At 66.9% G+C, this 22191-nt stretch carries 20 protein-coding genes and 1 pseudogene; 10 read left to right on the top strand and 11 right to left on the bottom strand.

What is annotated here, in order from left to right; all coding sequences use genetic code 11:
* Nucleotides 1–203: 203 nt before the first annotated feature.
* Genes NI1_RS14895 through NI1_RS14880 form a run of 4 tightly spaced genes read right to left on the bottom strand, consistent with a single transcriptional unit; the run spans nt 204 to nt 3689 of the window.
* A complete protein-coding gene (locus tag NI1_RS14895) occupies nt 204–1289 on the bottom strand; it encodes an NAD(P)H-dependent flavin oxidoreductase (protein ID WP_067820115.1) in 1086 nt (361 codons plus the stop codon).
* Nucleotides 1286–2044, bottom strand: a complete 759-nt coding sequence (locus NI1_RS14890; protein WP_067820112.1) for a CoA-transferase subunit beta — start codon at nt 2042–2044, stop codon at nt 1286–1288. Before NI1_RS14890 ends, NI1_RS14895 begins: the two co-directional genes overlap by 4 nt.
* Nucleotides 2044–2919: a CoA transferase subunit A gene (locus NI1_RS14885; RefSeq protein WP_174564493.1), complete on the bottom strand. Its 876-nt coding sequence runs from the start codon at nt 2917–2919 to the stop codon at nt 2044–2046. The genes NI1_RS14890 and NI1_RS14885 overlap by 1 nt, the downstream gene beginning before the upstream one ends.
* A gap of 5 nt (nt 2920–2924) precedes the next feature.
* Nucleotides 2925–3689, bottom strand: coding sequence for an enoyl-CoA hydratase family protein (locus NI1_RS14880; RefSeq protein WP_067820110.1), 765 nt, complete (start codon nt 3687–3689; stop codon nt 2925–2927).
* A gap of 66 nt (nt 3690–3755) precedes the next feature.
* Here NI1_RS14880 and NI1_RS14875 point away from each other — a divergent pair, with 66 nt between their 5' ends.
* The 6 genes from NI1_RS14875 (at nt 3756) to NI1_RS14850 (ending at nt 9809) form a co-directional block, all read left to right on the top strand.
* Complete coding sequence (locus NI1_RS14875) at nt 3756–4550, top strand: SDR family oxidoreductase (protein ID WP_439957259.1); 795 nt, start codon at nt 3756–3758, stop codon at nt 4548–4550.
* 93 nt (nt 4551–4643) lie between these two features.
* Nucleotides 4644–5555 carry an SDR family oxidoreductase gene (locus tag NI1_RS14870; protein ID WP_067820107.1) on the top strand — a complete coding sequence of 304 codons (912 nt, stop codon included), beginning with the start codon at nt 4644–4646 and terminating at the stop codon, nt 5553–5555.
* Between the two features lie 197 nt (nt 5556–5752).
* Complete coding sequence (locus NI1_RS14865; protein WP_067820105.1) at nt 5753–6211, top strand: hypothetical protein; 459 nt, start codon at nt 5753–5755, stop codon at nt 6209–6211.
* 413 nt (nt 6212–6624) lie between these two features.
* A complete protein-coding gene (locus NI1_RS14860; RefSeq protein ID WP_157535125.1) occupies nt 6625–8154 on the top strand; it encodes a hypothetical protein in 1530 nt (509 codons plus the stop codon).
* 10 nt (nt 8155–8164) lie between these two features.
* Nucleotides 8165–8683 carry an ImmA/IrrE family metallo-endopeptidase gene (locus NI1_RS14855; RefSeq protein ID WP_067820099.1) on the top strand — a complete coding sequence of 173 codons (519 nt, stop codon included), beginning with the start codon at nt 8165–8167 and terminating at the stop codon, nt 8681–8683.
* Nucleotides 8684–8756: 73 nt separating this feature from the next.
* Nucleotides 8757–9809: a hypothetical protein gene (locus tag NI1_RS14850; protein ID WP_067820096.1), complete on the top strand. Its 1053-nt coding sequence runs from the start codon at nt 8757–8759 to the stop codon at nt 9807–9809.
* A gap of 584 nt (nt 9810–10393) precedes the next feature.
* On the opposite strand, the pseudogene NI1_RS14845 reads toward NI1_RS14850, so the two are convergent.
* Together NI1_RS14845 and NI1_RS14840 are read right to left on the bottom strand one after the other, a co-directional pair.
* Nucleotides 10394–10811, bottom strand: a pseudogene (locus tag NI1_RS14845) (helix-turn-helix domain-containing protein).
* Nucleotides 10812–11170: 359 nt separating this feature from the next.
* The gene (locus tag NI1_RS14840; protein ID WP_067820093.1) at nt 11171–12337 is read right to left on the bottom strand and encodes a steroid 3-ketoacyl-CoA thiolase; all 1167 of its coding nucleotides are present in this window, start codon (nt 12335–12337) and stop codon (nt 11171–11173) included.
* A 144-nt stretch (nt 12338–12481) separates the two neighbouring features.
* On the opposite strand from NI1_RS14840, the gene NI1_RS14835 reads away from it, so the two are divergent.
* Nucleotides 12482–13741 (top strand): cytochrome P450, encoded by a 1260-nt coding sequence (locus NI1_RS14835; RefSeq protein WP_067820090.1) that lies wholly within the window; start codon nt 12482–12484, stop codon nt 13739–13741.
* A gap of 107 nt (nt 13742–13848) precedes the next feature.
* Here the strand turns inward: NI1_RS14835 and NI1_RS14830 are convergent, their stop codons facing one another.
* The 4 genes from NI1_RS14830 to NI1_RS14815 are packed head-to-tail and all read right to left on the bottom strand — an operon-like array spanning nt 13849 to nt 17439.
* Entirely contained in the window at nt 13849–14259 is a 411-nt protein-coding gene (locus NI1_RS14830; protein WP_067820087.1) for a nuclear transport factor 2 family protein, read from the bottom strand.
* A complete protein-coding gene (locus tag NI1_RS14825) occupies nt 14256–15422 on the bottom strand; it encodes a thiolase family protein (RefSeq protein WP_067820085.1) in 1167 nt (388 codons plus the stop codon). Before NI1_RS14825 ends, NI1_RS14830 begins: the two co-directional genes overlap by 4 nt.
* Nucleotides 15419–16456, bottom strand: a complete 1038-nt coding sequence (locus tag NI1_RS14820; protein WP_067820082.1) for a thiolase family protein — start codon at nt 16454–16456, stop codon at nt 15419–15421. Before NI1_RS14820 ends, NI1_RS14825 begins: the two co-directional genes overlap by 4 nt.
* 17 nt (nt 16457–16473) lie before the next feature.
* A complete protein-coding gene (locus tag NI1_RS14815; RefSeq protein ID WP_067820079.1) occupies nt 16474–17439 on the bottom strand; it encodes a Zn-ribbon domain-containing OB-fold protein in 966 nt (321 codons plus the stop codon).
* A gap of 62 nt (nt 17440–17501) precedes the next feature.
* On the opposite strand from NI1_RS14815, the gene NI1_RS14810 reads away from it, so the two are divergent.
* The 3 genes from NI1_RS14810 to NI1_RS14800 all read left to right on the top strand — a co-directional run bounded on the left by NI1_RS14810 (nt 17502) and on the right by NI1_RS14800 (nt 21528).
* Nucleotides 17502–18539 (top strand): LLM class F420-dependent oxidoreductase, encoded by a 1038-nt coding sequence (locus NI1_RS14810; protein ID WP_067820076.1) that lies wholly within the window; start codon nt 17502–17504, stop codon nt 18537–18539.
* Between the two features lie 203 nt (nt 18540–18742).
* A complete protein-coding gene (locus NI1_RS14805) occupies nt 18743–20389 on the top strand; it encodes an acyl-CoA synthetase (protein ID WP_067820073.1) in 1647 nt (548 codons plus the stop codon).
* A gap of 143 nt (nt 20390–20532) precedes the next feature.
* A complete protein-coding gene (locus tag NI1_RS14800) occupies nt 20533–21528 on the top strand; it encodes a sigma-70 family RNA polymerase sigma factor (RefSeq protein WP_067820559.1) in 996 nt (331 codons plus the stop codon).
* 129 nt (nt 21529–21657) lie between these two features.
* Here NI1_RS14800 and NI1_RS14795 read toward each other — a convergent pair whose 3' ends face one another.
* A complete protein-coding gene (locus tag NI1_RS14795; RefSeq protein WP_067820071.1) occupies nt 21658–22071 on the bottom strand; it encodes a VOC family protein in 414 nt (137 codons plus the stop codon).
* Between the last annotated feature and the right edge of the window lie 120 nt (nt 22072–22191).

Here is a 22191-nt window from a genome sequence, read left to right as displayed (position 1 = left end):
TGGATACCTGGCTGCGAACGTACGAAAACCGCCCCCGGGCGAGAGGATCCGGGGGCGGCTCGTGCGCGACCGGGGGTTCGGCGGTCGCGCAGACGGATCCGGGATTTCGGCCGGATCCGCTGGGTTGCGCGGCCGATTGTGTCGGGACGCGCAGTCCGGGGCGCTGCGGGGCGTACGGTCCGCAGCGCTCGGGGCGGGGCAGGTCAGGCGGTGGCGGAGTCGGTCACCTTGTACTGGGCCAGGCTGTCGATGCGCAGGACGGCATCGGTGATGATGCTGTCGATCAGGTCGGCCACGGTCGGCAGGTCGTCGATGATGCCGGCGACCTGGCCGGAGGCGAGCACACCGGCTTGCGTATTGCCGTCCACCAGACCGGCTTTCAGCAGCATGGGGGTGTTGGCGCCCATGATGACCTGGGACCAGGTGAGGCCCTTGTGCTTACGCGTGTTCAGGCCCTCCTTCATGATGGTCGTCCACTTCATGCCGGTCATGTTCTTGAACTTGACGGCATTGGTGGCCGCCGCGAGGAAGCCGCGGGCCGGGCCGGAATGCTCCAGCTTGTCGACCAGTTCGGTGTTCAGCACGCGATGCGGCATGCCGTCGACCTTCCTGGAGACGACGGTGTCCTGGAGTCCGCGCTTGAGGTACTCCTGCTTGACCGACTCCGGCACCGAGCTGTCCTGGGTGAGCAGGAAGCGGGTGCCCATGGCCACGCCGGCCGCCCCGTAGGACAGCGCTGCGGCGAGGCCACGGCCGTCGAAGAAGCCGCCGCCGGCCACGACCGGGATGTCCACGGCATCGAGCACCGAGGGCAGCAGCAGCGTGGTGGCGACCGAACCGGTGTGGCCGCCGCCTTCACCGCCCTGCACGATCACGGCGTCCGCGCCCCAGGAGGCGACCTTGACCGCGTGCTTGGCCGCGCCGATGGACGGCATCACGACTACGCCGTTGTCCTTGAGGCGCGCGATGAGCTCCTTCTTGGGGGCCAGCGCGAACGACGCCACCTTCACGCCCTCGCGGATCATCATCTCGATCCGGTCGGGGGCGTCGGACAGGTCGGCGCGGATGTTCACGCCGAAGGGCTTGTCCGTCTTGGCTTTCGTCTTGGCGATGGCCACCTCGAGCTCGTCGAGGTTCATGGTGGCCGACGCCAGAATGCCGAGGCCGCCCGCGTTGGCGGTGGCCGCGACCAGACCCGGACCGGCGACCCAGCCCATGCCGGTCTGCACGATCGGATGCTCGATGCCGACCAGTTCGGTCAGCGGAGTCCGGAGCCGCTGCGCGCTCATGCCTGCACTTCCTTCTCCCGGAAGCCCTTGGGATCCAACACGGTCCGGATGATGGTGAGCTCTTCCTCGGTGGGCAGACGGGTCTCGCCCGCGTCGGCCAGCCCGGCGATCTCGAAGGAGGTGTTCTCCGCGACCTCGTCGGCACTCACACCCGGGTGCAGCGACAGCGCGCGCATGGTGTGGTCCGGCCCGTTGTAGTCGAACACGCCCAGGTTCGACACCACGCGATGCAGGTGGTGGAACCGGTAGGCCGGGTTCTCGGGATCGACCTTGTCATAACCGATTCCGGAGACGATGTCGACCTGATCCACGAACACCCGCTTGTTGTGCTTGGGCACGAAGTAGCTGGTGGCGTGGTTGATGGTGTTGCCCGGCGCACCGCGCACCCCGAACATCTGCCGGGTCGGCTGCTGCAAAGGCCCGAACGCCGACAGGTTCTGATTACCGAAGCGGTCCAGCTGGTTCGCGCCCATGACCACGTGCCGGCGACCCGAGGCGACCACATCGAAGACCTTGGAGAACGGAATCCAGCCCTCGATCGGGGCCTTGCCGCCGATCGGCGGGACCTCGGCGAAGAACAGCGCTTCACCGTCGGAGAGCAGCAGGTCAGGTTCGAAGGTCAGCCGTGCCAGCCGCGCACCGATGGTGGTGACGGTCGACATCGGGCTGGCCATGATCTCGCCTGCGCCACGGAAGATTTCGGCCGCGGCGACCACGCAGATCTCCGCGCGAGTGATGGTGGTGGTGTCGCTCATTACTTCTGCTCCTCGGCGAACGCGCGAACGGCGGCCTGGTACTCGTCCTCGGACACATCCAGGTAGCGCGCCTTGAACTCGGCCCACGACTCGGGCGTCTTGGCGGCCTCGACGTAGTGGCGCTGGAACTTCTCGTCGCGCCCGTAGGACCCGGAGAAGGTGAAGTGCGCGCCACCCGGGGCCTCGACCACGCCGTCGACCATCATGCGATTGAGGATGATCGACTGGTGCGGAACGGCTTTCACCAGTTCCTCGGTCTCGACCAGCTTGTCCACCGACAGGTAGCGCTTCTCGGCGGCCAGGGCGTACAGGTCATCGAAGTAGGGATCGACGCCGGTGTAGGCGGCATTGCCGTGCTTGTCGCCCAGATCCAGGTGCACGAAGGCGGCGTCCAGATCCAGCGCCGGCATGGCGACCAGGGTCTCGGTCTTGCCCTCGGTCGGGTACGGCGACTGCACGGTCTTCAGCTCGCCCTCCCAGAAATCGATTACGGCAGAACCCAATCCGGCGCGGATGGGCAGGAACGGCAGGCGCGCGGCGGCGGCTTGGAGCCCGCACTTCACCATGCCCTCGTCCATCTCACGCACGGTGATCCGGCCCTCGGTGCGTGCCTTGGCGAACCACGGGTCGTAGAACGGCGCGGAATCCAGGGATACGAAGCCGTAGTACGCCTTTCGCACCTTGCCCGCCGAGCAGAGCAGCCCCAGGTCCGGCCCGCCGTAGGTGACGACCGTCAAATCCGTGATGTCCGAACGCAGAATGGCCCGCACCAGCGCCATCGGCTTGCGCCGGGAACCCCAGCCGCCGAGCCCGATGGTCATTCCGCTCCGCAGTTCGCCGACGATCTCGTCGAGCGTCATCCGCTTGTCGCGCATGGCTTCTACTTCTCCTTCTTCTGCGCCGCGATGTCATCGTCGAAGCGCGCGCGAATCTCGTCGGCCACGCCCGCGAGGTTGAGCTCCATGGTGAAGCCCTGCTCGAAGCGGTAGGACCGGTGCACGTCCTGCACGTCGATGCCGTTCAAAGCCTTCTTGGCGGCGCGGATGACGCGGCCGTCCTTGTTCGCGATGTTCTTGGCGACTTCCATTGCGGCGGCGTCGAGTTCGGCGCGCGGCACCACCTTGAACACCGAACCGTAGTGGTGCAGCTGCTGCGCGGTGAGCGTGCCCGCGGTGTAGAACATGGTCCGCATCAGGTGCTGGGGAACCAGCCGCGCCAGATGGGTGGCCGCGCCGAGCGCCCCGCGATCGACCTCGGGCAGGCCGAAGGTGGCGTCGTCGGAGGCGACGATCACATCGGAGTTGCCGACCAGGCCGATGCCGCCGCCGAGGCAGAAGCCGTTGACCGCGGTGACCACCGGGACCTGGCAGTCGTAGACCGCGGCGAAGGCTTCGAAGCAGCCGTGGTTGGCGCGGATGAGCTTGGTGTGCCCGACGTCCGCGTTCATCTCCTTGATATCCACACCCGCGTTGAACCCGCGCCCCTCGGCGCGCAGCACGACGACGCGGGTCTCGGGATCGCGCCCGGCTTCCCGGACGGCGTCGGCCAGGGCGAACCAGCCGTCGGAGGGCAGAGCGTTGACCGGGGGGTAGTCGACAGTGACGACTTCGACGCCCTCGGTTTCGGTGTGGCGGATGATCCCCATCGCGTGTCCTTAAGCGGGCAGAGCCCATCGTTGGCAAAACAAGCAAGTGCTTGGTAGGTTAGCACGGTGGCAATCGAAGTGAACCTCTCCGGCTCGGTCGTCCTGGTCACCGGTGGCGTCCGGGGCGTCGGGGCCGGTATCTCCCGCGTTTTCCTGGACGCGGGCGCGACCGTGGTCGCCTGCGCGCGCCGTCCGGCCGATGTTCCGGTCGAGTCGAACGGGCGCGGTATCGACTTCCTGCCGTGCGATGTGCGGGACCCCGAATCGGTGCGCGGCTTGATCGACGCGATCGTGGCGAAGTACGGGCGGCTCGACACCGTGGTGAACAACGCGGGCGGTGCGCCGTTCGCCCTGGCCGCCGATGCCAGCGCCAACTTCCACGCCAAGATCGTGCAGCTGAATCTGCTGGCGCCCCTGCTCGTTTCGCAGGTCGCCAACGAGGTGATGCAGCAGCAGGAGCAGGGCGGCTCGATCGTGATGATCTCCAGCGTCTCGGGTCACCGCCCGTCGCCCGGCACCGCCGCCTACGGGGCCGCGAAAGCCGGTGTGGACAGCCTGGTTTCGTCGCTCGCCGTCGAATGGGCTCCCAAGGTCCGGATGAACTCGGTGATCGTCGGCCTGGTCAACACCGAGTCCTCGCACCTGCACTACGGCGACGAAGACGGCATCGCGGCTGTCGCCGGCACTGTTCCCATGCAGCGGATGGCCGTCCCGGAGGACATCGGCCGTACCGCCGCCTTCCTGGCTTCCCCGCTGGCCGAATACATCACCGGCAGTTCGCTTCTGGTGCACGGCGGCGGTGAAAAGCCCGCCTTCCTCCAAGCCTCCACCGCCGATGTCCCGGCGGTCTCGGGCCACTAGCCCGGCCCCGGCCCTGCTCCTTCCGGGCGTGGCGGCCTCGGCTTCGCGGCCTCTCCCCACAATCCCTTTCCACACTCCAGCGAGGTAATCGATATGACTGACAACAAGATCTGCGAAGGCCGCGTCGCCATCGTGACCGGCGCCGGTCGCGGCATCGGTCGTGCGCATGCTCTCGCTTTCGCGGCCGCCGGCGCCAAGGTCGTGGTGAACGACCTGGGTGCGGAGCTCGACGGCGCTCCCAGCCCCGATTCCCCGGCCGCCCAGGTCGTCGAGGAGATCAAGGCCCTCGGCGGCGAAGCCGTCGTGAACGGCGACGACGTCTCCGACTGGGAGGGCGCCCGCCGCCTGATCTCCACTGCCGTAGCGACTTTCGGCCGTCTGGACATCCTGGTCAACAATGCCGGTATCGTCCGTGACCGCATGCTGGTCAACCTCGGCGAGGACGAGTGGGACGCCGTCATCAAGGTCCACCTCAAGGGCCACTTCGCCCCCATGCGGCACGCCGCCGAGTACTGGCGCAACGAGGCCAAGGCGGGCCGCACCCCGGACGCGCGCATCATCAACACCAGTTCCGGTGCGGGCCTGCTGGGTTCGGTCGGCCAGGGCAACTACTCCGCCGCCAAGTCCGGCATCGCGGGCCTGACCCTGACCGCGTCGGCCGAGTTCGCCCGCTACGGCATCACCGTCAATGCCATCGCCCCGGCCGCGCGCACCCGCATGACCGAGACCGTCTTCGCCGACATGATGGCCGCTCCCGAGGACGGCTTCGACGCCATGGCCCCGGAGAACGTCTCTCCGCTGGTGGTCTGGCTGGGCAGCGCTGATTCGGCCGGCGTCACCGGCCGCATGTTCGAGGTCGAGGGCGGCAAGGTGACGGTGGCCGACGGCTGGCGGCACGGCGTCTCGGTCGATCGCGGCGCCCGCTGGGAGCCGGCCGAGCTGGGCCCGGTCATGCGCGATCTGCTGGCCAAGGCCGTCACCCCGGAGCCGGTCTACGGCGCCTGAGTTCCACTCCGCGAGCTTCGCCGACACCCTCGGGTGTCGGCGATTTTTGTTTGCGGAGTAGGTAATCCGCTGTTCACCGGCTGTTTCCTCACCGGTACCCACCCGGGGTTGCGGCCGTGTGCGGGTGCGGCGCGAGTCGCCGTGCCCGGGGTAGGTTCGGCGGTGAAGTTGATCGGCCGAGTGGAACGAGGTTTCGGATGGCGCGGGCACAGCACTACCAATTCGCGCACCGGTTGTTGGCGCACATGGCGCGTTCGCGTGGTGCGGAGCTGGTGAAACGGGTGGCGGCGGACAATTGGACCGCGGCGCTCACCGATTGGTGGAACGGGCTCGGCTCCACCCTGCCCGATGCGGATCGCCTGGCGCCCACGGGGTTGAGCGGCAAGCTGATCGAACGCGACGGCATCAAGATCGTGCTGGTGACCTTGCCGGAGCCGACGTCCCCGCCGGAGGCGTATTTCGCGGCTTTCGTGGTGCCGCCGGAGGCGGGGGAGTGCCGGTACTACACCCTCGAGTATTCGGTGGATCCGCTCGGCGGGGACCCGTATTCGACCCTCGGGCAGTGGAGTGATGGCTCTCACATCAACCTGGGTCCGGGCCCCGCCGCGACCGAGGCCGCCTTCGTCGATGCCATAGCTCCGCGTATCGCGAAGTGATGCAAACCACTTGGTTTGCTGAAGCGTGCGCTCACCCGAGGTGAGCAGGGGATTTGCTGTCCCATAGGTCTGAATTGCCCTTGTTGCCCTTGTTCGCTCGCGCCTCACGGCCGTCGAACCGGGGTTGTGAGGCCCCCTGAAAGTGCCCTCCGAACCCAATTGGCCTGGGCCGCTTGCTGATATTCCCCACATGGGGAGATGCGCAGGCGTACGGTTTGTCTCGGCCCCTAATGCATTCGGGACTTGTGCGGGGTGTCGTACTCCCTTGTACGATGACCGCGTTCCGCAAAGGCCCGGCTAACGGGGTGGCCGCGTGCTCTTACCCGCACCGACCGCGTGCGGGAGACAAGCCGACTGCGCAGTATCGATGAGGGGATGGCTGGCGCATGATCGTTGGTCGTGCAATGCGCCTGGTGGCAGCGATAGCGGCTGTCGCCGGTACAGCGCTGCTCGGGCCGGTTGCCGCGCTCGCGCAGCCCAATGGGATCGACCTCGACCCGGTCCCCGCCGGCCAGGAACCCGTCGTGCCCCAGCCGCGGACCGGCCAGTCGCAGCAGACCGCACAGCCCCAACCCGTGGTGGCGCCCGGTTCCGACCCCGCCGGCACGAGCCCCTCTTCGGGGAATCCCGCAGGGGTGAGCGCCGGCGCGGCGAGCCCCGCCGCCGTGAATCCCGTTGCCGGACCCCAAGATCTGCTGGCCGTATTGTTCGGCCTCCCCGCAGCCGGTTCGGCCGCAGCGGGTTCCGCCGCCGCCGGTTCCGCTGGTGTCGGTTCGGCCGGAGTCGGTTCCGCGGGTGTCGGTTCGGCCGGAGTCGGTTCCGCCGGTACGGGTTCCGCCGGAGCGGGCCTCGGTGCCCTCGGACTGATCCTGGGCGCTACCGGATCGGCCGCCGCCGGTACCGGTTCCGCTGCTGTCGGTTCCGCCGGTGCCGCTACCGGCTCCGCTGTGCTCGGCACCGGCTCGGCCGCGCTGGGCGTCGGTTCGGCCGCGGGCGGAACGGGTTCTGCCGCAGTGGGTTCCGCAGGCGTCGGGGTCGGCACAATTCTGGGCACTGGTTCGGCCGCAGTCGGTTCCGCGGGCGCGGGCACGGGTTCTGCCGTCGGTTCCGCCGGCGTCGGCCTCCCGCTGCTGCTCGGAACCGGTTCCGCCGCCGTGGGTTCGGCTGCCACCGGATCCGGTGTCGGCCTGCTCGCGACGCTGCTCGGTACCGGCTCCGCTGCTGTCGGTTCCGCCGCCGTCGGCTCGGCCGCCACCGGCTCCGCCGGTCTGCTGGCCTTCTGCACCGGTTCGGCTGCTGTCGGATCCGCTGGAATCGGTTCGGCGGCAGTGGGTTCGGCTGCCGGTTCGGCGGGTGCGGGCTCGGGCGCCGGTTCCGCCGGCGCCGGTTCGGCCGCCACCGGCTCGACCGGTGTGGGCTCGGCGGCCGTCGGTTCGGCCGGAGTCGGTTCGGCGGCAACGGGTTCGGGGGCGCTCGGTTCGGCTGCGGTGGGCTCGGCCGGGGTCGGTTCCGCCGCAACGGGTTCCGCCGCGCTGTGTGCTTCTCCGCTGCTCTTGCTGCTGATTCCGCTCCCGGCGCCGGCACCCGAGGCGCCGTCGGTGCCTATCGAGATTCCGCAGGCTCCGGCCGCCCCGCAGGCTCCGGCGGTTGTCGCCCCCGTGGTCGCGCCCGCGGTGGTCGAACCGGAGCCGGCGCCCGCCGCGGCCCCGCCGCCTCCGCCCCCGCCCGCTCCGGTTCCCGCACTGGCGCAACCGAGTCCGCAGGTGCGCCCCACCTCGGCCAACTCCCCGCTGCCGCCCATCAAGGTGCTCTCGGTGATCGGCGGCCTGATCGCGCTCACCCTGGCGGGCGCGGGTTCGGGCGCGGTCAGCTTCCAGAGCGCGTCGGCGGCGCAGGGGCGGATCGATGCCGCCCGGGCCGCGTTCTTCGGACCGAGGGTGTGAGGGGACCACGATGACCGAGAGCCGGGCGCAGAGCCATAGCATCGGGTCCTATCGCCGGGTGGCGGCGGCGGTGGACGCGGTGTGCGCGGTGGCCGCCGACTTCGACGCCACCACCCTGGACGATGTGGTGCACGCGATCTCCGCCGAGCGCCGCCGCCCCATCGAAATCGCCAGTGCCCAACTGGGTCCCGGCGTCTGCGGTCAGCGCCGCAGCTATCCGGAGAAGGATGTGATCGTGCTGGCCGCGGCGCTGCCGAGCCGCGACCACACGCTGGCGCACGAGCTGGGCCACATCGTCTTCGATCATCCGGGGGAGGCGGCGGCCGAGGTGGTGCTGGAGGCCGACGACGATCTCATCGCCTACATGCTCAGCCAACGTGCGCATCAGACGGCGGTGGATCTCGGTGAGGACGAGCAGGCCGAATGGGAGGCGGAGACCTTCGCCAGCATGCTCATGACGCGCCTGCGCGTGTTCAGCAACCGGGGCGCCGGCGTCTCGGTCCTTCGATTCGATGAGGCGCTCGGATGACCGAGTCAGGGCGCGGAGGAGGCAGCGTGCGTAACCACGGAGCGCCCCTCGGGCATCCGCGAGAGGACGCAGCATGACCTTCTGGTTGACGGCCCTGTTGGTCTGGATGGCCGCCGGTGCCCGAGTGGGCCGGGTGCTGGTGAAACCGGCGACCACGGCCCGGGTGGCGATCCTGTTCGCGGTGGTTGCCGTGGCCGCCACGGCGACCTTGGCGGTACCGGAAATCGGTGTGGCAGTGGATCATCTGGTGCCCAACGGGATACGCGGCATGTGGTTGTCGGACCGGCTGACCGTCGCCGCGTGGATTCTGTTCGGAACCGCGACATCCGTGGTGGCCGCGGCCGCCTGGCCGGTGGTCTCCCGCCGGAACCTGCGGCAGATCGCCTGGGCCATCTACGCGGTCGGCGCGATCGCCATGCTGGCGACCCTGCTCTGGTCGGTCACCTTCGGCTGGCTGGTGGTGGTGCTGGAGTGCGTCTTCATCGTCGTCACCGGGGTGCGGAACCTGGACTGGACGACGCTGGGTCGCGGTATCGCGATCTACAGCACGGGAACGCTTCTGGTCGGTCTACTTTCGACGCTCTCCATCCGCCGCGCCTTCCAGCATCAGCCCATGGCCGAACCCGGTAAAGGCGACTGGTTCTGGCCGCTCTGGTCGCTGTCGAGCCTGCTCATCGCGATCGGTGCGGTCTGGATCGTGATCGAGCTGTGGGCGCGAGCTCGCCTGCTGCTGCGGCAGATTCGCACCCTGCACCGGGTGCTGATCGCCCGCTTCCCCGAAGTGGTGGCCAAGGATCAGACCGGTACCGGCACCCAGCTCAAGGCCTCCGACCAGGTCGCCCAGATCATGGACGCGCTCTACCTGCAATCCGGCGGCGGCGTGGACCTGGCCACCTTCGGCATCGAACTCACCGATGCCACCAAACCGCCGGACGAGGTGGCTCCGCGGGCCGAACGGGTGGCCGAGTGGGCCCGAAACCCGTTCGGGGACGTGGTGATCGACCCGCGCTGGATCTCGCCGCCGCCGGGCGTGGGCCCGCGCGGCTGGGTCCAAGCCATTGCCCGGGCCTTCGATGCGAAGGCCGTGAGCGGTTCGCCGGCGGCGAGTAGTTCTTCAGCGCGATAAATCGGGCACAAGGTAGTTTCCGCACAAGAATGTGCCGCGGCGGGTGGTCCGCCGCGGCACATTCACGCCTACGGTCCCTATTGCGACATTCCATGGGTCAATTTGTATCGGTCGGTAGATCCGTCATCGAATCGGTCGCCGTACTGATTGACCTGTTCGCGAGCATTCGTGCCGAGACAACGTATCCGAAGTTTCGTCTCGGCACACTCGATGTACGCGCAGGGGACTTTGCTTGTCGAGGTTGGTGCAATGGGGGCGAAACGCTCACAACGCACAAAACGACATAGTGCACAAAAAGACTGGTTTGAATGCTTTGCTGGACGCAAGCATCGTTATGCCAGGTTTGTGCATATTGCACCAGCGCAGGGGTCTACGCCACATGGCCTCAGCGCCCTGAGACCGGTGCAACACTCTTCACTCGAACCGAATGGTCCGGCGAGGCGTACTAGATCTTGTGAAACAGTGGCGCTGGCCTGCAACCAGCGCCCCCGCATCGCCCTTGGTACGACCTGGAGCATTCCCTGTTACAAACCAACACAGTGCGGCCTCCGAGCTGGCTGCACTGTGTTGCGCTGTGACAGGGCCTATTCCGTGCCGTCTGGAGGAATTTCGGGCAAACCTTCGCTTGCCCGCAACTTCTCCGCCATGGAGGTAAGCAGATTCTGAGATTCTTCGGACAGGTCGAACGCCCTGCTCGACAACCGACGAAGTCCATAGCCCTGCAGCTGGGACAGCAGCTCGAGATCGTGATCGATCTTCGCCGCATAGATGTCGTTGAAGAAGTAGTCCGGTTTGACCTTGAAGAACTTCGCCAGCGCAGCCACCGTCTCATCGGACGGATTCGTGCGCTGTCCCGACCGCAACTGCGACAGATACGGTTTCGAGATCGGATGGCCGGATGCCGTCAAGGCGGCCGCCACCTCTGCGTTCGTGTGCGGCTTACGCCCCGGGGGGATGCACGGTTTCGAACAGCTTGTTCAGCCGCGCCGCGAAATCAGCCATTGTGAGCCGCCCAATTCCCTTCGCTGTACTAACAGTCGTTATCTCGGATACGTATCATTGATATTAGCGGCTCAGTAACTGAAAACCTACGCCTGATTCGCGATTTCCTTGAAGCTTCTAGACGGTGATCCGGCGAACCCGCCGTGGCTTGGGCGTTTGCGGGCCACCCCCATGGTTCTTGCGGAGGGCTTAAGAGCCCCGGTTCTGGCCCGTCGCAAGGGTCTTCCCGGACGGGCCACGGGTAGCCATAAGATAGCTGACGTCTCATCTTCTTGTCTGTACCTGGGATTGTGTGGCGTACGCCACGTTTCGGGGTACCCGAAGATGAACGTTCAACCTTGGCCGAATTCGATTGTGGACTAGATCCTCTCGATGATGGTGCCGGTGGCGAGTGCGCCACCGCAGCACATCAGGATCATCGCCGTGGACTTGTCGGAACGTTCCAGTTCGTGCAAAGCCGTTGTGATGAGCCGGGATCCGGTGCTGCCGACCGGATGGCCGAGCGCGATGGCGCCGCCGTTCACGTTCACCCGATCGAAGTCCGGCTTGTGCACCGAGGCCCACGACAGCACCACGGACGCGAAAGCCTCGTTGATCTCGAACAAGTCGATGTCCGACATGGTCATTCCGCTGCGCTCGAGCAGCCGCTGGCACGCCTGAACCGGACCGTCCAGGTGGTATTCCGGCTCGCCGCCGACCAGGCACTGCGACACGATCCGGGCGCGCGGCTTCAAACCCTGTCGCTGCGCGGCCTTTTCGTCCATCAGCAGCACCGCCGCCGCACCGTCGGAGATCTGCGAGGAGGTGCCCGCGGTGTGAATTCCGCCCTCCAGCACCGGCTTCAGCTTCGCCAGCGCCTCGCGGGTGGTGGCGCGCAGACCCTGGTCCTTGTTGATGTCGGCGAACTCGCCGGTGAGGTTCCCCTCCTTGTCGACCTGCGGCGCGTTCACGATGGTCAGCACCTCGCGATCGAAGCGGCCTTCGGCCCAAGCCTGTGCGGCCAGGCGCTGCGAACGCTCGCCCAATTCCTCGACGTCATCGCGAGTGATGCCGCGCCGCTTGGCAATTCGCTCCGCCGCCTCGAACTGGTTGGGCATATCGATGTCCCACGACGCGGGCCGGCGCGGCCCGGCGTGGGTGCCGACGTTCGCGCCCAGCGGCACGTGGCTCATCGATTCGATGCCGCACGCCAGGCCGACTTCGATTGCGCCGGTGGAGATCAGGCCCGCGACCAGGCCCGCGGCCTGCTGCGCCGAACCGCACTGATTGTCGATGGTGACCGCGCCGGCCTGCCACGGCAGACCCGCGTGCAGCCACGCGGTGCGGGTGACATTGTTGCTCTGCTCGCCGACCTGCATGACGCAGCCGCCGACGACCTGCTCGACCAGCATGGGGTCGAGTTCGGCGCGTTCGAGCACGCCCTTCTGGGCCGCCCCGAGCAGCTCGGCGGCGTGCAGGCCGGCCAGCCAGCCGTTGCGCTTGCCGATCGGGGTGCGCGCGGCCTCGACGATGACGGGTGTACCCATTTCTTTCCTTCCGGAGCTGAACTGCAACAAGTTCTCTACGGGTAACGTAGGCCTGTTCCGGCCTTCGTACCTAGTCCCTTCTCTTGTTGTACCCCCTGTGCTTCAATAACGGTAGAACGTGTTTCAGTTGGTCAAAGGAGACTGCTGGTGGTGGATACCCACGCCCGGCCCAATGTGCCGGATGGTTTCGACGTCACGGATCCCGATATCTGGGCGGAGCGCGTGCCCGCCGCGGAGTTCGCCGAGCTCCGCAAGGCCGCGCCGATCTGGTGGAACCCCAAGTCTCCGGAGGTCGGCGGGTTCGCCGACGACGGTTTCTGGGTGGTGAGCAAGCACGCGGATGTGAAGGAAGTCTCCCGGCGCGACGACGTCTTCTCGACCTACGAGAACACGGCCATCCCGCGTTTCAATGACGACATCACCCGCGAGCAGATCGAGATGCAGCGCTTCGTGCTGCTCAACAAGGATGCGCCGGAGCACACCAAGCTGCGCAAACTGATCTCCAAGGGCTTCACCCCGCGCGTGATCAACGGTCTGCGAGCCGAACTCACCGCGCGCGCCGAGAAGATCGTGAAGGCCGCGGTCGAGGGTGGCACCGGCGACTTCGTGGTGCAGGTCGCGAGCGAGCTGCCCTTGCAGGCCATCGCCGAATTGATCGGTGTGCCGCAAGAGGATCGGATGAAGTTGTTCCGCTGGTCCAACGAGATGACCAGCTACGACGATCCGGAATCCGATGTGGATCCGATGACGGCGTCGATGGAGATCCTCGGCTACGCCTACCAGATGGCCGAGGCGCGGCGGGCCTGCCCGGCGTCGGACATCGTGACCACGCTGGTCCAGGCCGATATCGACGGAGAGTCGTTGTCCCCCGAGGAATTCGGCTTCTTCGTCATGATGCTGGCGGTGGCCGGCAACGAGACCACCCGCAATGCCACCACGCACGGCATGATCGCGTTCATGGAGCATCCGGAGCAGTGGGAGCTCTACAAGGCGCAGCGGCCCAAGACCGCGGCCGACGAGATCATTCGCTGGGCCACCCCGGTGAGCAGCTTCCAGCGCACCGCGCTCGAGGATGTGGAGCTGGGCGGCGTCGAGATCAAGAAGGGGCAGCGGGTGCTGCTGGCCTACCGCTCGGCCAACTTCGACGAGGACGTCTTCGAGGACCCCTACACCTTCGACATCACGCGGGATCCCAACCCGCACTTGTCTTTCGGCGGCACCGGCGCGCACTACTGCATCGGCGCGAACCTGGCGCGGCTGGAGATCGAGATCATCTTCAATGCCATCGCCGACCATATGCCGGATATCGCCAAGCTGGGTGATCCGAAGCGGCTGCGTTCGGGCTGGCTGAACGGCGTCAAGGAATTGAAGGTCGATTACCAGGGCTGCCCGGTCAAGCACTGACCCGGAAACAAAACCAGCGGGTGAACGGTATACCGTTCACCCGCTGCGTTTTTCCCGCCACGTGACGATTCTGGACGTATGTCCGAATATCCGGTGGTCGCCGAAAATCAGGCAGGTTTCAAGGTCTTCATGGCCCGCTCGGTTTCCCAGAAAGCGCGCAGGGCAAGGATTTTCCCGGCCTCGTCCACCTTGTAAGTGAATACGCCTTCCGCGTCCACGATGTGCCCGCCCATGGTGGTGCGAATGCGACCGGTGAAGGCCACCTCGTTACCGCAGGCGAAGGAATCCTCGAACAGGAAATCGATGTTCTCCGTCGGCGCGATCGCCTTGTCCCAGAACGCCGCGATGGCCTCCGCACCGCGATGCCCCTTGCCGTCGGGATCGAAGAAGGACGGCCCGACCGGATCCTCCACGATGCCGTCGGCGGCGAACAATGCCACCCACGCGTCCTTGTCCTTGGCCCGTACCGCCGCCTGTGAGGCGAAACCCGCTACCTTGGCCGGATGTTCGTCGCTCACGGCTGCTCGCTTCCGACGACCCACATCGAGAAGTACTGCGAGCCACCGCCGTACGCGTGCCCGAAGGCTTTCTTGGCGTTCTCCACCTGGTAGTCGCCCGCGCGGCCCATGACCTGCTTGGCGGCCTCGGCGAAGCGGATCATGCCCGACGCGCCGATCGGGTTGGAGGAGAGCACGCCACCGGAGGGATTCACCGGAAGCTTTCCGCCGATGGCGGTTTCGCCCGCATCGGTCAGCTTCCAGCCCTCGCCCTCGGGCATGAAGCCCAGGTTCTCCAGCCACATCGGCTCGAACCAGGAGAACGGGACGTAGATCTCGGCCGCGTCGATCTCTTCCAGGGGGTTGGTGATCCCGGCCTGCTGCCACAGCGCGGCGGCGGCGGCCTGACCGGCCTTCGGATTCACCTGATCGCGGCCCGCGTAGGCCAGCGGCTCGGTGCGCATGGCGGTGCCGTGCACCCAAGCGACCTTCTTGCCCTGTGCCGTGGCGGCTTTCGCCGAGGCTTCGTCGCCGATCACGATGGCGCAGGCGCCGTCCGAGGACGGGCAGGTCTCGTCGAAACGAATGGGGTCCCAGAGCATTTGGGACGCCATCACCGATTCCATGGTGATGTCCGGCTGTTGCAGGTGCGCGAAGGGATTGCGCGCGCCGTTCTTGCGATCCTTCACCGCGACCATGGCCCCGATGTGCAGCGGGGCATTGGCCCGGCGGATGTAGGCGCGCACGTGCGGGGCGAAGTAGCCGCCCGCGCCCGCACCGACCGGCATGGTGAAGGGCACCGGATTCGACAGCGCCCACATGGCGTTGGACTCGGACTGCTTCTCCCAGGCGATGGCGAGCACCTTGCCGTGCACGCCGGCCTGCACCTGATTGGCGGCCACGACGGCGGTGGAGCCGCCCACCGATCCGGCGGTGTGCACGCGCAGCAGCGGTTTCCCGGTGGCGCCCAGCGCATCCGCGAGGAACAGCTCCGGCATCATGGAGCCCTCGAAGAAGTCGGGGGCCTTACCGATCACCACGGCGTCGATATCGGCCATGGTCAGGCCGGAATCGGCGAGCGCGCGATCGATGGCCTCGCGGCACATGCCCGCCATGGACACGTCCGACCGCTTGGTCACGTGGTGGGTCTGTCCGGTGCCGAGCACCGCGGCGGGGAAACTCATGAGCGTGCCTCCAGGGTGGCGACCAGGTTCTGCTGCAACGCCGGACCGGAACTGGCATGGGCCAGTGCGCGATTCGCGGAGCCATTGAAGATTTCACGGGCGGCGAAGCCGATGCGCTCCAGACCGGCGGCGAACATCGGATTGCCCGACAGCGGACCACCCGACGGATTGATCCGGGTGTTCCCGTTCAGCCCGATGGCCTCCTTGAGGATCAACTCCTCGTGGCTGTACTGCGCGTGCAGCTCGGCGACGTCGAAATCGGCCGCGGCACCGTTCAATACGGCCTTGGCGGCGCGTGAGGTGGAGTCCGAGACGGTCAGGTCGCGAGCGCCCAGGATGGGGGTGTCGATGTAATGCGCCATACCGGTCAGCCAGGCCGGGCGCTCGGTCAGCTCGCGGGCGCGGTCGCCCACGGCCAGTACGATCGCGGCCGCGCCATCGGTGATGGGGGCGATATCGTGCGCCCGGAACGGCTCGGCGACATACTCCGCGCCCAAAAGCTTTTCGACATCCACACCGGTGCTCCGCGCGGCCACCGCTGCCATATCCGCCTCGGTCCACTTACCGGCGTCCAGGCCCGCCCGGGCCTGAAGTCCGGCCATCGACACCGCGTCCGGGCCCAGCGGCGCGACCAGGTACGGATCGGTCTGCAAGGTCAGCACCTGGCGCAGGGTGCCGGCCGAGGCCTTGCCGAAGCCGTACACCAGCGCGGTCTCGGCCTGTCCGGAGCGCAGTTTCACCCACGCCTCGTACAGGGCCCAGGCCGCGTCCATCTCCACGTGCGATTCGTTGATCGGCGGCACCGCGCCGATCGAGTCGATCGCCGAGATGAACGAGAAGGCGCGTCCGGCAAGGTAATCCGAGGAGCCCGAGCACCAGAAGCCGATGTCGGACTTGGTGATGCCGAGGTTCGCGTACAGCTCGGTGAAGCAGGGCGCGAGCATCTCGACGCCGTTGGTGGTGCCGAAGGTCTCCGGCACGTGCGGTGCGTGGGCGAACCCCACCACCGCGATGTCGGTTGCGTTGTTACTCAAGGTAATCCAGCGCCTCTCTACAGGTGGTGCGCGAACGAGTCGTAGTCGGCGTCGGGTTCGCCGGTGGGCTTGAAGTGGTCGATATTGGCCATCGACAGGCCCCACTCCTCGCGCGGCTTCCAGACCGCTTCGACGCGCATGCCCATCCGGACCTCGCTCGCGTCCACGCCCAGCACCAGGTGCAGGAACGGGATGTCGGTGCCGTCCAGCAGGACATAGGCGGCCACGTAGGGCGGCTTGAGGCGCTGACCCATGAACGGCACGTTCACGATGCAGAAGGTGGTCACGATGCCCTTGTCGGACACCTCGACGTAGTCGTCGGTCGGCTCGCCGGTGCGCGGGTCGGCGCCGCGCGGCGGGAAGTACACCTTGCCGTCCATCTTGGCGCGCGCGCCCAGCAGGCGGCCCTCCATGATGGCCTTGAGGAATTCGCCCTCCTGCGGGGCCGCGGTGTGCTTGAACGACAGATCGACCGGCGTGATGATGCCGGTCACCTGCTCGCCCTCGTCCTCGGAAGGCGCGGGCGCGGTGGAGGTTTCGCCCGGCTCGAAGGCGACGATGTCGTGGATGTCGCCGGTGCGCTCACCGGCCCAGCGCGCCCGGACCCGCAGCCCGGTCGAGATGTCGGCCGGCGAGGCCACGTCCACGGCGTGCAGCAGCGCGGTGTCCGCGCCGTCGAGCTTGATCAGCGCGTAGGCGAAGGGACGGTCGAAGGGCTGGTTCGGCAGCGGCTCGGCCACCCAGCTCCAGCTCTGCACCGTGCCCACGTCCGAGACGTCGACGAAATCGGTGAGTGGTTCCGCTGTCTTCGGATCGAATTCGGCCGGGGGCACGATCACGCGCCCGTCGGAACCCCGCACACCGATGACCTTGCCATTGCGCAACCCCGTGAGGAAGCGGCCGATGGTCGGACCGGTGGAGCGGGTGTAATCGAATTGCATCCGCAGCGGTGCGGACAGTACTTCGGTGTTCCCCAGAGTCACGAGATCGAGTAGAACAGGTTCTAAAGATGGGTGCAAGAGCCCAAGTCGGAAGGGAACCGAACATGCGCTTTGGGTTGCAACTCGGATATTGGGGCGCGCAGCCGCCCGCCAATACGCGCGAACTGGTGCTGGCCGCCGAGGAAGTCGGCTTCGACGCCGTGTTCACCGCCGAATCGTGGGGTTCGGACGCCTTCACTCCGCTGGCTTGGTACGGATCCGACACCTCGCGGGTGCGGCTCGGGACTTCGGTCGTGCAGCTGTCCGCGCGCACCCCGACCGCGACCGCGATGGCCGCGCTGACCATCGACCATCTCAGTGGCGGGCGGCACATTCTCGGGCTCGGCGTCTCCGGTCCGCAGGTGGTGGAGGGCTGGTACGGCCAGCCGTTCGCCAAGCCCCTGGCCCGTACTCGCGAATACGTCTCGATCGTGCGGCAGGTGCTGGCGCGCGAGGGCAAGGTGACCAGCGACGGCCCGCATTTCCCATTGCCCTACAACGGTTCCGGGGCGACCGGTCTGGGCAAGCCGCTCAAGTCCATCACCCATCCGCTCCGCTCCGACCTGCCGATCTGGCTCGGTGCGGAGGGTCCGAAGAATGTCGCGCTGACCGCCGAGATCGCCGACGGCTGGCTGGCGATCTACTACACCCCGCGGCTGGCGGACATGTACAACGAGTGGCTCGACGAGGGCTTCGCGAAGCCGGGCGCGCGGCGCTCGCGCGAGGACTTCGAGATCGCGGCCACCGCGCAGGTGATCCTCACCGACGACACGAAGGCCGAATTGGATCGGCTGCGCCCGTTCATGGCTCTCTACATCGGCGGCATGGGTGCGGAGGAATTGAATTTCCATGCCCAGGTCTACCGGCGAATGGGCTACGGCGACGCGGTCGACGAGATCACCCGGAAGTTCCGCAGCGGCCAGAAGGACGCCGCGGCGGCCGCGGTTCCGGATGAGCTGATCCTGGATACGACGATCATCGGCGACGAGGCGCACGTGCGTGAGCAGCTGAAGGTCTGGGAGCAGGCCGGTGTGACCATGTTGCTGGTCGGGGTCCGGGACGTGGCCCAGTTCGAGCGCCTCCGGCCGCTGATCGAGTCGTAGAACTTGTTCTAGATTCCGCCCGCGCGATACGCCACGGGCGGCATGGCCGGGAAGGGCGGGTCCCGTTCGGTGGGGCGCGGTCTTTCCCGGCTATTCCAATTCGGCGTAAGTCGCCGTAATCTGTGGCGGGGGACACATCCGGTCGATCGACCAAGAAAAATTTGTGGCTTGTCACACACAAGAACACGTTCTATTTTGATCCTGTGAGCTACAACATTGCGGATCTTGTCGAGCACACCATCGACCTCATGCCCGAACGTGTCGCGCTGGCCGATGACACTCGTTCGGTGACCTATGCCGAACTGGAGGACCGGGCCAACCGTCTTGCGCACTACCTGCAAGAACAGGGTGTGAAGCCGGGCGACAAGGTCGGCGTGTACTCCCGCAACACCATCGAGGCCGTGGAGTCCATGGTCGCGATCTTCAAGGCGCGCGCGGTGATGATCAACGTCAACTACCGTTACGTCGAGAACGAGTTGCAATACATCTTCGAGAACTCGGACATGGTTGCTCTCATTCACGAGCGCCGCTACAGCGACAAGGTCGGCAATGTGCTGCCGAACGTCGCGGCCATCAAGACCGTGATCACCGTCGAGGACGGCACCGATCTCGCGGCCCCCGCCGGCGCGGTGGAGTACGAGGCGGCCATCGCCTCCACTCACGGTGAGCGCGACTTCGAGGAGCGCTCCGCCGACGACATCATGATGATCTACACCGGCGGCACCACCGGCCTGCCCAAGGGCGTCATGTGGCGGCAGGAGGACTGGTGGCGCGTGCTCGGCGGCGGCATCAACTTCTACACCGGCGAATTCATCCAGGACGAGTGGGAGCAGTCCAAGGGCGGCGCCTCCGGCAACTCGCCGATGACCCGCTACCCGATCCCGCCGCTGATCCACGGTGGCTCCTTCACCGCGACCCTGCACTCGCTGTTCGACGGCGGCAAGGCGGTCATGCTGCCGGAGTTCTCCGGGCACGGCGTGTGGCAGGCCATCGAGAAGCACGGCGTGAACATGATCTTCATTACCGGCGATGCCATGGCCCGGCCGATGCTGGACGCGCTGCACGAGGGCAACCCGGAAACCGGTGCGCCGTACCAGCATTCGACGCTGTGGGTGCTGGCCTCCAGCGCCGCGCTGTTCTCGCCCGCGCTGAAGGACGAGTTCATCGAGCGCTTCCCGAACGCGCTCATCACCGATTCCATCGGCTCCTCGGAGACCGGCTTCGGCGGTCTGGCCGTGGCCACCAAGGGCGCCACCCACACCGGCGGCCCGCGGGTGAAGATCGATGCCTCGACCAAGGTCATCGACGAGGAGGGCAACGAGATCGCGGCCGGTTCCGGCCAGGTCGGCATGCTGGCGCGCACCGGCAATATCCCGGTCGGCTACTACAACGACCCGGTCAAGACCGCGGCGACCTTCAAGACCTTCAACGGGGTTCGCTACTCCATCCCGGGCGACTACGCCCGCGTGGAGGAGGACGGCACCGTGACCATGCTCGGCCGCGGGTCGGTCTCCATCAACTCCGGCGGCGAGAAGATCTACCCCGAAGAGGTCGAGGGCGCGCTCAAGGCGCATCCGGAGGTCTTCGACGCGCTGGTCGTCGGCGTGCCGGACGAGCGCTGGGGACAGCGCGTGGTGGCCGTGGTGCACTGCCGCGACGGGGCCCGCCCGACGCTGGAAGAGCTGCGCCCCACGCTGGTTCAGGAGATCTCGTCGTACAAGATGCCGCGCAGCCTGTGGTACGTGGACGAGATCAAGCGCTCGCCCGCCGGCAAGCCCGACTACAAGTGGGCGCTGGCGCAGACCCAGGAGCGCGAGGCCGACAACCACGCGCAGGTTTCCTCCAAGTAGACCCCTCCGGGCGCTCGCGCGGGTAGGTACGCGCGAACGCAGGGGGCTCGTGTGAATCTTGTGCCCGCCTGTTGCGAAACAGGCGGGCACAAGGCTTTTCGGAGTGCTGATTCTTGTCGGTGGGGTGTGGAAGAGTGTTCGGCATGAGCGAAAAGGCAGGCTCCACCGCCATCACCGACGAGGTACTGCGGTCCTTCGAGGGACACCGGCGCGAGCTGTGCGCTTACGCCTACCGCATGCTCGGCTCCTCCTTCGAGGCCGAGGACGCGGTGCAGGAGACCTTCACCCGCGCCTGGAAGTCCTACGACGCCTTCGAGGGCCGGTCCAGCCTCCGGTCCTGGCTGTACAAGATCGCCACCAATGTCTGCCTGGACATGCTGGACGGTCCGCAGCGCAGAGCCAGACCCATGGACCTGGGCGGTCCCTCCACACCGGATTCGACGCTGCCCGCCCCCGAGCCGGATTACGTTTGGGTGGAGCCGATTCCGAACGCCCTGGCCTTCGGCGCCGACCCGGCCGAGGCCGCCAGCGCCAAGGACACGCTGCGGCTGGCCTTCGTCGCCGCCGTGCAGCATCTGCCCGCCAGCCAGCGCGCCATCCTGATCATGCGCGAAGTACTGCGCTTCTCGGCCAGCGAGACCGCGGAGATGCTCAGCGTCTCCCCGGCGTCGGTGAACAGCGCGTTGCAGCGCGCCCGCGCCACCATGTCGAAAGTCCAGGAGGTGTCCACGGTTTCGGACACCTTCGACGAAACCAACGAGCAGCAGCGCAAACTCGTCGACGACTTCGTCAAAGCCTTCGAGGCCTATGACATGGGCACCCTCACCCAGCTGCTGAAAGCCGATGTGGCGCTGTCCATGCCGCCGTTCGCGCTCTGGATCTCCGGCCCCGAGAATGTCGCCGAGTTCATGCTGGGTACGGGTTCGGCCTGCAAGGATTCGCGTATGGTTCCCCTCGGTGCCAACGGGATGCCGGCCTTCGGCCACTACAAGCCCAGCGCGAACGAGCCGGGCGTGTACGTGCCGTGGTCCGTCACCGTGCTCGAGCTGGACGGCGACCGGATCTCCGGTCTCAACTTCTTCCTCGACACCGAAAAGCTGTTCCCGCTCTTCGGCCTCGCGCCGGAGCTGCGGGACTAGACCAGGTCGCCGCGCAGGTGGATGCGCCGGGGTGGTACCGGCGCAGCGCGACGATGCATGCGAACGGCCCGCGGGTGAAAACCCCGCGGGCCGTTCGAATTTCCGGACCTCGGGGTGGCGATGGTGAGCTCAGGCGGGATAGGCCATGTAGAACGGCTCCCACTGGTGGCCGTCCGGATCGAGGAAGGTGCGGCCGTGCATGCCGACCTGTTCCTCCTGGATTCGCTTCTCCGCGTTCACCTCTTCCGAGCCCCCGGCGCGGATGGCGGCGTCGGCGAGTTCGTCCACCTCGTTCGCGCTGCCCAGCGCGATCGCGTAGAGGCTGTTCACGGCGCCGACCGTATCGCCGATCGGACGGGAGCCGAAGGTAGTGAAGAAATCCTTGGTCAGCAGCATGAGGCAGATATTGTCGTCGACCACGATGCAGGCGGCATTGCAGTCGGTGAAGTCCTGGTTGACCTGCCAGCCCAGCGATTCGTAGAAGGTCTTGGAGCGCTCCAGGTCGGAGACCGGGAGATTGATGAAGATCATTTTGCTGGCCATCGCGCCTCGTCCTTCCATCCGCGAACCATCGCGTGTCTTTAGGTGTCGTAGGTGGGGACGTGGCGGCCGCGGAAAACTCATCGGTGGGGCATGGCCGGCGCCTCCTGACACCTCATTTGG

It is taken from the genome of Nocardia inohanensis NBRC 100128 (assembly GCF_001612945.1).
Taxonomy (GTDB): domain Bacteria; phylum Actinomycetota; class Actinomycetes; order Mycobacteriales; family Mycobacteriaceae; genus Nocardia; species Nocardia inohanensis.
Note: the sequence above shows the minus strand (reverse complement) of the source record. Positions and strands in the feature narration are given on the sequence as shown.